The organism is Sinomicrobium kalidii, from assembly GCF_021183825.1.
Lineage (GTDB): Bacteria > Bacteroidota > Bacteroidia > Flavobacteriales > Flavobacteriaceae > Sinomicrobium > Sinomicrobium kalidii.
Genome location: NZ_CP089211.1, coordinates 2,042,519 through 2,055,983 on the forward strand (window position 1 = coordinate 2,042,519; position 13,465 = coordinate 2,055,983).

Annotated in this window: 10 protein-coding genes; 2 read left to right on the forward strand and 8 right to left on the reverse strand. The window is 49.1% G+C overall.

What is annotated here, in order from left to right:
• Positions 1-375: 375 nt before the first annotated feature.
• Together LS482_RS08145 and LS482_RS08150 are read right to left on the reverse strand one after the other, a co-directional pair.
• Positions 376-1,092, reverse strand: a complete 717-nt coding sequence (locus LS482_RS08145; protein WP_233031283.1) for an ABC transporter ATP-binding protein — start codon at positions 1,090-1,092, stop codon at positions 376-378.
• 39 nt (positions 1,093-1,131) lie between these two features.
• The gene (locus tag LS482_RS08150; protein WP_233031284.1) at positions 1,132-2,616 is read right to left on the reverse strand and encodes a DUF5687 family protein; all 1,485 of its coding nucleotides are present in this window, start codon (positions 2,614-2,616) and stop codon (positions 1,132-1,134) included.
• 204 nt (positions 2,617-2,820) lie between these two features.
• On the opposite strand from LS482_RS08150, the gene LS482_RS08155 reads away from it, so the two are divergent.
• The gene (locus tag LS482_RS08155; RefSeq protein ID WP_233031285.1) at positions 2,821-3,873 is read left to right on the forward strand and encodes a ferredoxin--NADP reductase; all 1,053 of its coding nucleotides are present in this window, start codon (positions 2,821-2,823) and stop codon (positions 3,871-3,873) included.
• A gap of 287 nt (positions 3,874-4,160) precedes the next feature.
• Here LS482_RS08155 and LS482_RS08160 read toward each other — a convergent pair whose 3' ends face one another.
• The 4 genes from LS482_RS08160 to LS482_RS08175 form a co-directional block, all read right to left on the reverse strand.
• Positions 4,161-5,228 (reverse strand): glycosyltransferase family 9 protein, encoded by a 1,068-nt coding sequence (locus LS482_RS08160; protein WP_233031286.1) that lies wholly within the window; start codon positions 5,226-5,228, stop codon positions 4,161-4,163.
• 230 nt (positions 5,229-5,458) lie between these two features.
• Complete coding sequence (locus LS482_RS08165) at positions 5,459-6,064, reverse strand: DUF4254 domain-containing protein (protein WP_233031287.1); 606 nt, start codon at positions 6,062-6,064, stop codon at positions 5,459-5,461.
• A gap of 163 nt (positions 6,065-6,227) precedes the next feature.
• Complete coding sequence (locus tag LS482_RS08170; RefSeq protein WP_233031288.1) at positions 6,228-7,577, reverse strand: undecaprenyl-phosphate glucose phosphotransferase; 1,350 nt, start codon at positions 7,575-7,577, stop codon at positions 6,228-6,230.
• Positions 7,578-7,773: 196 nt separating this feature from the next.
• Positions 7,774-8,760: a UDP-glucuronic acid decarboxylase family protein gene (locus tag LS482_RS08175; protein WP_233031289.1), complete on the reverse strand. Its 987-nt coding sequence runs from the start codon at positions 8,758-8,760 to the stop codon at positions 7,774-7,776.
• Between the two features lie 525 nt (positions 8,761-9,285).
• On the opposite strand from LS482_RS08175, the gene LS482_RS08180 reads away from it, so the two are divergent.
• Entirely contained in the window at positions 9,286-10,578 is a 1,293-nt protein-coding gene (locus tag LS482_RS08180) for a serine hydrolase domain-containing protein (protein ID WP_233031290.1), read from the forward strand.
• A 335-nt stretch (positions 10,579-10,913) separates the two neighbouring features.
• Here the strand turns inward: LS482_RS08180 and LS482_RS08185 are convergent, their stop codons facing one another.
• Together LS482_RS08185 and LS482_RS08190 are read right to left on the reverse strand one after the other, a co-directional pair.
• Positions 10,914-11,906, reverse strand: coding sequence for a terpene synthase family protein (locus LS482_RS08185; protein WP_233031291.1), 993 nt, complete (start codon positions 11,904-11,906; stop codon positions 10,914-10,916).
• A 510-nt stretch (positions 11,907-12,416) separates the two neighbouring features.
• Positions 12,417-13,406 carry a terpene synthase family protein gene (locus LS482_RS08190; RefSeq protein ID WP_233031292.1) on the reverse strand — a complete coding sequence of 330 codons (990 nt, stop codon included), beginning with the start codon at positions 13,404-13,406 and terminating at the stop codon, positions 12,417-12,419.
• Positions 13,407-13,465: the final 59 nt, after the last annotated feature.

Below are 13,465 nucleotides of genomic sequence, written 5' to 3' on the forward strand. Positions count from 1 at the left end.
GGATCAATGCTAATATATGATTTATACGGGTAAAAATACGTTTCTTTTTGGATTTAAATAAAAAATCTGCCGGATAAATACGTGGCAGGGGATACACGAACCGGCTTCCGACCGGTCTGTGCATTGTGGTTCACCGGTATCATAACCGGTTGGCATAAGGTTGTATTTTACTGGCAGGTACGGGGTGTTTGCGGAGCGTTTAAACGGATAAGAATCAGGGTAATTGGTTTGACAGGGGGACACCCCCCTGTGTCCCCCCTTAAGGGGGGATTTGTTGTGCTTCTATGAGTGGAATTGTTAAAAGCCGGGACGCTATCAAAAAACTCGTGTATCCGTGGTAAAGAACTCCAGAACTCACCGACTCCACAATCCGTCCTATTGATCCCCGGTTCCGACTTCCCCGGCAAAGAAACGCTCCAGTTCGTTCAGGGTTTCCGGGGTGGTTTGTATGTCCCTGGTTATTTCACCGCGATCCAGTACCACAATGCGCGTGCACACCTCTGTAACGTGTATGAGGTCGTGGCTGGAGACAAGCACCGTAACACCGTTGGCCCCGGCCAGTTCCCGGATTATTCCCTTGAGGCGTATCTGGGTGGTAGGGTCCAGGTTGGCAAAGGGCTCGTCGAGTATCACCACTTTCGGATCGCCTATCAGGGCGGCGACAATCCCCGCTTTTTTCTGGTTCCCCTTGGAGAGGTCGCGCAGGTATTTTTTCCTGTTCAGTATTTCCCCGTTAAAGAACACTTCGTACTTTTTCAGGAAGGCATCCACATCGGCCCGGTTCCACCCGCGAAGCTCCCCCACAAAATAGAAGTACTCTTCGGGGGTAAGATAGCCGATGAGAAAGCTTTCATCGATAAAAGCGGAAGTGAAAGGTTTCCAGTCTTCACTCTTGTTTACCATCACCTCATTATTGGCCACATACCCGGAAGTAGGCCGGATAAGGTCGAGCACCAGGCTGAAAAAGGTGGTTTTCCCCGCACCGTTATTGCCCACCAGCCCGAAGCTCTGCCCGGAAGGGATCTGAAGTTCCTCAATGTTCAGCACCGTAGTTCCGTTATAGGTTTTCGTAAGATCGTTTACCAATATCATATTTTCCAAAAGTTGTTTTAACAATGTTGTGTTTGTGCCTTAGTTATTGCGCTCCTTAAACCCGGCAATGGCCATATACTTTCTCCGGCCGTACAGGTTCACTATCCGGGTCAGGAGAAAATCCCGGAACACGATTCCCGCAATTCCCGTAAGCGCTACCACAGATGAGGCCGCATCAAAAGAAATGAATGCATAGCAGGTATACCATATGAGCAGGGGGAGCAGCAGCAACGGCAACACCACCACAAACTGTGCGGCCCCGGTACCCTGGTAATTCAGGAACGGGCTTTTTTCCAGGTCCACGCGTTTCTTGTTATAGGCTCCCGCAAAGAGCAATACGGGAATATTCACCCCTATATTGTACAGGGCACAGGCCGTGTTCAGCACTGCGATATCCCACCCGAACCAGGCGTAAGGAAGGCTGAGCAGGTACAGGACAACCACACTGAAGGTCATCAGTGCCGCCTTGGAAGACAGGTACTTTTTAAGCGGAATGTTCTGTGCCATCATCATGCTGTAATACGAGCTGTCCCAGGCCGGGACAAACTGCCCGAAGTTCATCATAAACACCCCGGAAATAAATATACCCACAAATACATACCACGCCGGTATGTTCCCGTATTCCGGGTTGGGATAGATCAGGAGCCCGTAGGCCAGGAAGAAAAGGGCAAGCCATACTGTAGTCCGGGGACGCTTGTTGCGCCATATCAGCTTGAGGTCGAGTTGCAGGAAAGGCGCTATATCGCCGAACCTGCGTACCCAGCCCATGTCTGATCCCCTGGCAGGGCCTCCGCTGCTTTCAAGAGAGGCATCCAGGTAAAAATGACGGCACAACATCCTGTGATTCCAGCAGTATAAAAGTACGGGGACACACAGCGGAACAACAACCAGGTAAGGATATGCGACGAGACCATCGAGCACCCTGCCACACCACACGCCCAGTTCCAGGACGTCCAAGGACTCCAGAACGGCCAGGGCCATCCCGGTTACCGCAACAGGGAGAAAGGACCTTATATTTCCGGTAAATTTCTTCTTCAAAAGAAAATTCAGGTAGTTGACACTCAATATAAAACTCACCATACACAGGCCCCAGGCCAGCATAGCGACCGTATCATAATTTCCCTTTAATACACAGTAAATGCCAAAAGGCACCACAACCAGTAACGGAAACAGGTTAAAAAGGGACGACAAACTCCTCAATAAAAGATAATGGACCACCTTCCCTTTGGGTACGGGCAGAATAAGCAGTGGCCGGATATCCACCACGGGCAGGGCCTGCACCAAAAAGCGGACAAACAGGTCTGCGGCCACCCAATAGAGCACCAGGCTGTTGGCCGCGGAAAGCGGGTCCCTTCCGGGAAAAAATTCCGTAAGCATGGGGTAAAGCCCTATGCCCAGCGCTAAAAAGGAAAGTATAAAATAAACCGCCAGGAACCCCATAAAAATACGGATGGAAATGTCCTTCCCGAGACTGGCCGAACGGAAAAAAGACTTCCATTGCAGGAAGGCAAAGTGTTTCATCATCTTTATATGGTTTTGCGATTTATAGGTAACGGGGAACCGGGTTTTGTTACACCAAATTTAATATTTTACAGGGAACTGAATATTTACAGGGCAAAAGACCGGTGACCGATATATGTGCCGGTGATCAGCATTCCATTCTCTGCTCCGAAAAATAAAAACAATGCAACTATTTTATGTACATTTGCCCAAAAATTGCGTTACGTCATGTTGCACTTTCATCCCTTACGGGTTAGCAAGATAGAAAGAAACACACCGAAATCGGTAACCATAACCTTCGATATTCCCGAAAACCTGCGGGAAACGTACAGGCACGAAGCAGGGCAGCACATTACCATAAAAAAGGAATTCGACGGCGAAGAGATCCGCAGGTCCTACTCCATCTGTACGTCGCCCGGAGAGGGCAAGCTTTCCGTAGGCATCAAGGAAATCCCGGAAGGTATTTTTTCACAGTATGCCAACCGGTCCCTGCGGGAAGGCGATACACTGGAAGTACATCCCCCGGAAGGTCATTTTACGTTTTTGCCGGAGGCCTCCGCTTCGAGGACCGTTGCAGCTTTTACGGCAGGAAGCGGTATCACTCCCGTTATAAGTATCATGAAAAACCTGCTGGAAGAAGAACCGCAAAGCAGTTTTGTCCTGGTATACGGTAACAGAAGTGCGGCGGAAACCATGTTCCTCAAGGACATTACCGACCTGATGGCCCGGTATCCCGAACGGCTCACGGTATATTTCACCTATTCCCGCTCGGAGGAAGAGAACGCACTGTTCGGCCGTATCGAACATTCCACGGTGAATTACGTCATAAAAAACAAGCACAAGGACACAAATTTCGATGCCTTTTACCTCTGCGGCCCGGAAGAAATGATACACACGATATCGGACACCCTTCGCGAAAACGGGGTTGATGAAGAAAAAATACATTTCGAGCTCTTTACCACTTCGGAAGAAGAACCGGAACTGGACGAAAACCTTGAAGGACAGACCCAAATAAAAATTATTGTGGACGAGGAGGAGTTCGAATTCACCATGCCACAGTCGGAAAGGGTCCTCGATGCCGCCCTTGAAAACGATATCGACGCTCCTTATTCGTGCCAGGGCGGAATTTGCAGCAGCTGCCTCGCCCGGGTAACAGAAGGACAGGTAAAAATGGTAAAAAACCAGATCCTTACCGACAGCGAGGTCGCAGAAGGCCTGGTGCTCACCTGCCAGTCGCACCCGGTAACGCCCAGGCTGACCATCGATTATGACGATGTGTAATATTGCAGCCCGGGGAAATATATTCTGAGTTGTCACCGGGTTATTGGGTTAATAAGTCGATGAGTTACTCAGTTATTCAGGCCATCCCGGTAAATAACCGGGTAACTAAAGCGCAATTTCATTACTTACCAGAATCTACAGCCCTTTAGTACAGCGGTTTATTTTTAAAATTTACGCATCACCAATGTTCTATGCGATGTTTCTCAGGTTGCCGGTATTCCGGATCTGATTGCCTGACGCCGGCAGCTTACCGATCTGCCTTACCTTTCTTTTTCTTACCGGAGTGGCTACCCGTCCGCCAAAACCTTCCTGATCTTTTTCACCACTTTTTCCGGGGAAACAGACCGCATGACATCTTCATACCCTTCGGGAAGTTTTTTGCCATACACGGAAGTGGGGACCAGAGGATATTTTTTACGGTCTGCCAGCAATGCGTACTTTTTGTCCTGTCCGAAAGGATAAAACCCGGCATAGGGATGTGTAACGCCCCAGAGCGTAACGGTCTTTATCCCGTACATGGCCGCGAGATGCGCATTGCCGCTGTCCATGGCCACCATAAGGTCGAGGTTGGAAATGAGCCGGAGCTCCTGCCTGAACGACAATTTCCCGGCAACATTCACGGCACTTTTGTATTTTGACTGCAAGGCGTCCAGCAGTTCCTCTTCTTCCTTTCCCCCGCCAAACAACAGGAGGGTGTATTTTCCTTCCCGGTCCAGTTTTTCCAGCACCTCTTCCATCAGGTCAGCCGGGTACATTTTTCCCTTAAACGCGGCAAAGGGGGCGATGCCGATCCATTTCTCCCCTTTTTCCAGACGGTTCTCCCGGCCCAGGCTACGCCACAGCTCCGGGGAAAGCTCCAGCCCGGGCGAGAATACGGGAACGGACAAATCTACGGGGTACCCCAGTCGGGTAAAAACGTCGGCATAACGCTGATGTGTGGATTTGAGTTGCCGGAATATCTTTCCGCGTGCACGGGTCAGCGCTTTTTTTTCCCGCCTCCCCTTGTCTATCTGCACTACGGGGAAGCCTCCCGTTCGAAAGAAGGCTTTCAGGATATTGCTGCGCAACACATTGTGCAGGTCGGCCACAGCGTCGATGTCCAGGGCCTTTAATTCGCGGTACAGTTTGTACAGTCCGCGAACGCCCTTGTGCCTTCCCCGGATATCGGCCTCGTAAAAGGAAACCCCGGGAATCCTGTCAAACACAGGTTTGAAAAATGCCCTCGAAAGCACCGTGACCCGCACCCCGGGATGCTGCTTTGCCAATGCGTGTAAAACGGGTACGGTCATGGCCACATCGCCCATGGCGGAAAGGCGTATAACCAGCAAATGAATATCGTTCTTTTCCCTTTCCATCTGAAATACGGGTGAAATTTTTTACGGTCTTTTTAGTACATGATAAAAATTTAATTTTGAAACTCCCCGATTTGTTACCCCGGCCCTAAGGAGCAAATCGAGGAAAATCAGCCCCCTTCAGGCGATGTATTGATCCCGATATTTATCGGGACGGTCGAAATAGGTGAGGGCGCAAACTGATTTTCCGGGAAACCCGGTTAAAACAATTTTATCATGTACTAAAATCCGGTTTATTTTTTATGCTGGTAAAGCACCGGGTTCAGTTCCTCGTCGTTATACATTTTCATCTGTTTGTAGACCTTCATATACTTATTTCCGGCTTCGATGTCTGCCAGCAACCGGTCTATGGCAGAAGAAAGGTCTTTTTTCTGTTCCAGGAGCACCTGCAGCTTCTCCCGGCATTTTGCCTTATGTACCCCGGAAGCCCCTTCCCGGTTCACCTCTTCTTCCATATGATAAATTTTGAGCGCCAGAATGGAAAGCCGGTCTATGGCCCAGGCCGGGCTTTCGGAATTAATGGTAGCGTCCGGTTTGGGCTCTACATCCCGGTATTTATCCAGGAAATAGCTGTCTATATACTCCACCGTGTCGGTACGGTCCTGATTGGACGCGTCTATTTTCCGCTTCAGGTCGAGCGCACTCACAGGATCGATACGGGGATCGCGGATAATATCCTCGTAATGCCACTGTACGGTGTCTATCCAGTTCTTCCTGTAAAGCAGGTGTTCTATCTGGTCTTTAGGGTACGGGTTTTCAAAGGGCTGGTACACATCGTCCTTTTCGTGGTACTTTTTTATGCTTTCTTCGAAAACGGCGTAGGCTAACTTACTGAACATTGTAGTTGTTGTTTTTATTATCGCAATTCTGTTTTACGGTCACGGGCACATTAATTTCCGGGCGGAATATTTCCTTTATACGCTCCCTGCTTTACGGGAGAGTACAAAAGGTGTTCCTCCTGCGCCCGGCGTACCCAAAGGTACAAAGATAGGGCAGACGGGATTAATACGCTTTTTCCTCTCCCCTGAAGGCATTCAGTACCGTTTGCCCCGTGATCTTTATATCGAGGGCCAGCGACCAGTTTTCAATATAAAATATATCGAATTTCACCCGGTTTATAATATCGGTCTCCGTTTCTATTTCACCGCGGTATCCCCTGATCTGCGCCAGTCCGGTAATGCCGGGCTTTACAAAATGCCGCACCATATATTTATCGATCTGCTGCCCGTAGAGGTTGGTGTGCTTCACCATATGCGGCCTGGGACCCACAACAGACATTTGCCCCAGGAAAACATTGTAAAACTGCGGAAGCTCGTCAATGCTCGTCCTCCTGATGAATCTCCCCACACGGGTAATCCGCATATCGTTTTTTGTAGCCTGTTTTTTATCGGCATCTTCGGTCATGGCCATGGAACGGAACTTGTAACAGTAAAATTCCCTCGAATTGATCCCGTGGCGCCGTTGCCGGAAAAATACCGGCCCGCTGGACTCCATTTTTATGATCAGCGCCAACAGGGGCGTGAGCCACGACAGCAGAAAAACAATGACAAAAGCGGAAAACACCAGGTCGAACAGGCGTTTTACAAAAGCATTGATCGGATCGTCCAGGGGGATATCGCGCAACGACAGGATAGGGATATAATCGTAGTACTCGAACTTCAGCTTTTTGGCAAATATATTCTTGTTGTCCGGGATAAACTTCAACATTTTCAGGTTATTATCGGAAAAATCTATGAGTTCCGACAACTCCTTATCTTTTACTTCCGCTATGGAACAGTATATTTCATCAATATCGTTTTCTATCACATAATCAAAGAATGTCGTTAGGTTGGTTGCCCCGAGCAGGGAAAACTGTTTCTTGAATTCATACCCGAATTCGAGCCTGGAATTAAAAACATCGATGAGCTGTTGGGTCTTTTTATTGTTGCCCACTACCACGACCCTGCGGATATTCCCCTTGAAAAAAGCACGATAGCGCAACAACAGGAAATAGGTCAGTATCTTGAGAAAGGAAATGATAAAAAAGGTCAATGCAAAGTATTCGGCCAGGATCAGCCTGCTTATGTTGGGTTGTTTAAAAAACCCGATAAAGGCATAGAGCACAAGGAAAAAGAACACGAATTGCTGGAATATAAGAGACAGTACCCGTGTAAACTTGGCGTAACGCTGTACATCGTAAAATTCGGTTTTCAGGGAAATGACCACCCAGGCCAGCGAGAGATAGGTCAGGAACAGGTAAGGGTGAAAAAAGTTAATGGGCAACAACAGGGCCAACAGGTTAATGACAAACAGATCCATAAAATAATTTATGGGTTTTATGTACCTGGAATATCTTCCTGCCTTGTATTTCATTCTTTTGTATTTTAAACGGAGCCGGCAAGCGGTTTTCCGTCCTGTATTCTTCCGATTTGTTAACAATGCTTATATCCTGCCGTATCCCGCACCGGGAATGTCATTTTTTCACAGAGCTTCCCGGTCAACTCCGGTAAACCCTGCTGCCCTTCATATCTTCAGATGCTTTTTCCGGCCACGGGTTGCGGAGCACGGCTTACCGTTTTATATGCGAAGAAAAATCCTTGTGTTCTTTTTTGTTGAGTTCTTCGGAGGGGAGGGATTTAAAATAATCATAGGTTTTCCGCATCCCTTCGGCCCTGTTCACCTCCGGTTCCCAGCCCAGTATTTCCCTTGCCCGGCGGATGTCCGGTTGTCGTTGCACGGGGTCGTCCTGGGGCAAAGGTCTGTACACGATCTTTTGACCGGTACCGGTGAGCCTGATCACTTCTTCCGCAAATTCCTTTATACTGATCTCTTCCGGATTCCCGATATTAACAGGATCGGTATAATCACCGAACAGCAACCGGTATATCCCTTCCACCTGGTCGTCAATGTAACAGAACGAACGGGTCTGCGAACCATCGCCGAATACCGTAAGGTCTTCTCCCCGGAGCGCCTGCCCGATAAAGGCCGGGATCACCCTGCCGTCATTGAGCCGCATACGCGGTCCGTAAGTATTGAATATCCGCGCTATCCGGGTTTCCAGGCCGTGAAAACGGTGATAGGCCATGGTCATGGACTCCTGGAACCGTTTGGCCTCGTCATACACCCCCCTGGGGCTTATGGTATTGACATTGCCATAGTAATCTTCGCCCTGCGGATGTACCAGGGGGTCCCCGTAGACCTCGGAAGTGGAAGCTATCAATATCCGTGCCTTTTTGTCCTTGGCCAGTCCTAAAAGATTGTGTGTCCCCAGCGAACTCACTTTGAGCGTTTGAATGGGGATCTTGAGGTAGTCGATGGGGCTGGCCGGGGAGGCAAAGTGCAGCACGTAATCCAGCGTTCCGGAAATGTGAACAAACTTGGTGACGTCGTGATGGTGAAATTCGAAGTTTTCCCGGGGGAGCAGGTGTTCGATATTCCGGAGGTCGCCCGTAATCAGGTTGTCCATACCGATAACGTGAAAACCTTCGTTCACAAAACGGTCACACAAATGCGATCCGATGAACCCGGCCGCCCCGGTGATGAGTATTCTATCCATGGTTGTTTTTATTCTGCGGAGGGCCCATCCGTATTTACACAGGCAGGCCCCGGGTTTCCGAGGGGCTAAAGATAGCATATTTTAGGGATTTGCCGGGATGGAATGCCGCTTCTTCGCGGTAAATTGATTTGTGACTGTGGTGGTACTCGTTACAAACGAGCACCAGTGCATCAGTCCCGCAAGCGGGATGAGGGGGTTGCCCGGGCCAGGCCCCCGGGAATTCGCCTTGAACTTTTAGGCATTCCCTATGGTCCAGGCTGTCTAACTCCGTCACGACTGAAGTCGTGCCACCTCCACTTCGACTAAGCTCACTACGGCGCCTTCGTCATCCCGATAACTATCGGGAGGAAGGAACCGGTATACCACCCAAAAAACATCCGTGTATCCGTGGCAAAAAACAACTCCAAAACTCATTAACTCCACAACTCCCCGACTAAATCCCCATTAACCGAGTAACTCAATAACCAACCTCCTCCCTATAGCGGTTTTTTTGTAACTTCGGCTTTACTATAACTCACGTATAAAATGCTGCCTAAGTTTCTTTTTTCCCTCGTCTTATTCTCCCTGCAATGGGTTTCTGCCACTGCCTTCCAGGAAATCCCGGACCCGCCGGACACCGGGATTAACACTCCGGAAAAGATGAACCGGAAAGTCGATTCCATCATCACATCGGGTATCCGTGCCCATGCGTTTCCCGGGGCAGAACTGCTCGTGGCCCGGTTGGGTGAGGTGATCTTCCACCGCTCCTACGGGTATCACACTTATGACAGTCTCGTAAAAACGAAGAAGGGCGACCTGTACGACCTCGCTTCGGTGACCAAGATCACCGCTGCACTCCCGGCGGTTATGAAGCTGGTGGACGAGGGAAAAATACGGCTCGATGAAAAATTCAGTACCTACTGGAAACCGTGGCGCCGCCGGAAAGATAAAAAGGAACTTACCGTACGGGAGATCCTGGCACACCAGGCCGGCCTGGAGCCTTATATCACATTCGTAAACGACGTACTGAAAAAGAACGGCAGGTTCAAACGTCGTTTTGTCCGGCAAAAACCCTCCCGGAGGTTTTCCCTCCCGGCTTATGACGGGCTGTACGTCAACCGCCGTTTTATCCGGAAGATGTACCGGAAGATCAACCGTTCGGAAGTCTCGGAAGTGAAAAAATACAAGTATTCGGGACTCCCTTTCCTGCTGTTCTCCGAAATTGTGGAGGACCTTAGCGGGGAAAAGTTCGAAGATTATGTCACCGATCATTTTTACAGGCCCCTGGGCGCAAACACCCTGACGTTCACCCCGCAGTTGCACGGTTTTCCGAAAAACAGGATCGTGCCTACGGAAAAGGACACGCTCTACCGCCACCGTTTTGTACGGGGCTGGGTGCACGACGAAAACGCGAGCCTTATGGGCGGCGTATCGGGCAATGCAGGCCTGTTCGGCACGGCAGAAGATCTGGCCAAGCTCATGCAGCTATATATGAACATGGGGATATACAATGGAAAACGCTATATCAGCGAGGCCACCTTAAAAGAATTTACAAAAGTGCAATACCCGGAAAACGACAACAAGCGGGGCCTCGGTTTTGACAAACCCCTGCTGAACAACCGGGAGCTCGACCTCAGCGAAGCTTTACCCGCCCCGCAGGCCAGTATGAACAGCTTTGGTCACGGCGGGTTTACGGGCACCTATGTCTGGGCCGACCCGGACGAAGAACTGGTTTTTATCTTTCTTTCGAACAGGGTTTATCCCACCCGTAAAAACAGGGCTTTGTATACCCTTCGTATCCGGCAGGCGTTGATGGCGGTGTTTTATGAGATTGAATGACAAGATTGACGGGAGATTGATCATAGATTGAGTCCGGTGGTATCGGGAAGTTGATTTTAATAGAGCTTAATTCCGATCTGTATCCGTCTTTTACCCAAAACAAATTTTGTCGTGTACTCACGGTTCGGATTCATCTCTTTTCCTTACCGACTTCGGGCCTGGAAAATCCTTTGCCTACCGGAAGATGGCATCCCTGCAGTAAAAGGAATTCCCCCCATGCAACATGGTTCCCATACAGTTGAAATAAAGGAGCAGTCGCTCCGGCAGCTGTTTCAGCCGGATGGCAGCAGGAAATTCTCCGGGTTATGATTTTCACTGGCATTCCCTTTTGAGGTTCAGGCCCTTGTTTTAATACTTTCCACCGAGGGAAATCCCGTTGTAGTATTGTACCGGGCCAGGTCAAAGGACACCGTTTTCCAGCCGCTCAGGGTGATACTGATATAGTGTACCCAGTTCACTACAGCACCCTGCCACTCTCCGAAATCGGGAAGGTTCCGCTGGAGCATCAAAAATTCCTTCAGGTCTTCGTTATGCATACGGATATCTTCGGCACAGGCCGCCTCCAGCGATATATTCTTTTTGTTCTCTATGACTTTTACCAGGTTGTAGTACACCCCTCCGGTAAGCTCGTCCTTGACCAGGGACTGCACGTCGTTATACAAAAGCATCATCCGGCTGGCCAGGGCCTGTAAGCGTTTTATCACCTGGTGTTCATGGATCTCATCGGGCAGGGCGATCCCGGTATCGATCTCCGTGAGTTGCAGAAAGGGATACAGGCAGAGGGAATCTTCCCGTATGGCCAGGCACTCCCCGATATCCGGGTACCGGTGATCGGCCTTGTAGACCAGCTCCTTTTCCAGGCCGTTGAAATAGCGTGCTATCATGGCGACGAAACGCTTGTAAGAAGCCGGAGAAATATGCTGTAAAAGTTCTTCCCGCAGGGAGGCCAGTAAGGGGCCCAGCGGTATTCCGGAAGTTTCACCCGCTGCTTCCCCGCTCAGCACGGCCAGGGAACGATCGCGTACGAAAGGGAGCACTTCGGGGGTGATCTCCTCGTACATATCGTCGTTATACAGGGTCCAGAGCATCAACAGGCATACAGCACGAAAGCGCTCCTGCCTTGCCGTGGGGAACCAGTGTGAAGCAATGTGTGCCGTCCGGGTCTTTTTGTATTTTTTCCGGATGGTTTCATCCTCTTTGTAGAGGTAAAGATATGTTCCGTCTATCCATTCGTTATCCGTAATGTGTTGCAGGGTGTCTGCATAAGGGTTTTTAAAACAGGGAAAGGGATAGCGGAACTCGGTCTGAAGAATTTTCTTGACGTTCATAATACGATGAATTGGGACAGGTTTAACGGAAAATCAGGGCAACAGCTCCCGGCAGCATAAAATACCGGCGAAACGAGCAGTAAGGATCGGAAATAACTTTATTGCGTTATCAATATTATTCAGATAACGATCAACATACTGAAAATCAAATGTTTTACATAACAAGCAGGCATTTCAAAAAAGTCCTGCCCTTGTGCTTCCCGATGTGTTCTCCGTGGCGCTCTGTGTAATAAACAGCCTGCATTCATTGCATTTATACGGAGCCTACACAAAAGGATTTCACAAAGCGGAAAACTTTAAAGCAGGTATCGGAAACATAGTTTAAACCGTTATTTCGAGCCTTTCGACACTTCGATTGCGCCTGAGCTAACAGAAACAGAAAATAAGCCGCTTTTCAGACACCTTCTTCTTTACTTCTTCCGGAAATTTATGAGACAGATCGGTTTAATGGCGTTCTTTTGACAAGAAGTGTTTTTCTTTTATTGCCATTTCCTTCTGCATAAACATAGATCACTGTCCAGTGGTTTCAGGATAGGTATGCTTTGGAAATTCGGAAGGTATATACCGAACAGTGTCACCATTATACCAGTCATCCAGTCCTGTGATGTTGAGCAATATGTGGTAGACGTAGTTCTCCACTTCCTTCTGATCTTCACCGAAATCGGGCAAATCCTTTTGTATGGCGTCCATTTCCTCCACATAGGAATCGTGAATGCGTTCTGCCTCCTGTATGGCTTCATCCAGGGATATCTTATGGTGGTGTTGCAATGCAAGAATGATATTGCAAACCTCAAATTCACTATCAGCGATCTCCTTTTCCAGGGTGTACCAGTCGTTCTGTATGGACATGATCCTGCACAATAATGTCCGCAGCCGCATGATCATGGGATGCCCGGCAATATCTTTCGGCAGCATATAGTTTATGCCGGCTTCTATCATATCTCCGTACGGATACATGGCAATAGTGTACTCCCTCAGAAATGACAATCGCAATAAGCTGGGATAGCGGCCTTCAAGACGATAAGGCGTTTCTTCTATGATACCATAGGTGGTATAGCGATACATATGTTCGGCCAGGCGTTCGATCCATTCATAGGGCATATAGGCAAGGAATTCGTCCCTGCATTTGGCAATCTGCCGATACAGCCCGGTATCGGTGGGCCCGGGTTCTTTACCCAGTATCACTTCTATAATGCGATCCCTTTCGACAGCTATTTTATCTACCGGCCAGCGCTCGTAATAATCATCATACAATGCAAGCCACAGGAAAAAACGGGCAATAGGTCTCAGGTGATCGACATTCGTCGTCGTAGGCGACATCCAGGAAGCCCCGTTGGCCAGGTTGTGCCCCTTGATCTTTTCCACGGCTTCTTTCGTCATAAAAGTCGTATAATCTTCATCCAGCCACTGCCGCTCTTCTTCGGTAAAATATTCCGGATGAGCCGGAGGAACATGAGGCCAGGGATACCTTAAACGCGGCATGTTTAGTTTGCGTTCCATAGTTTGTTTATTTTTAGGTTCATACATGGGTTCATGATTTTTGAGGGCATATGATTTTC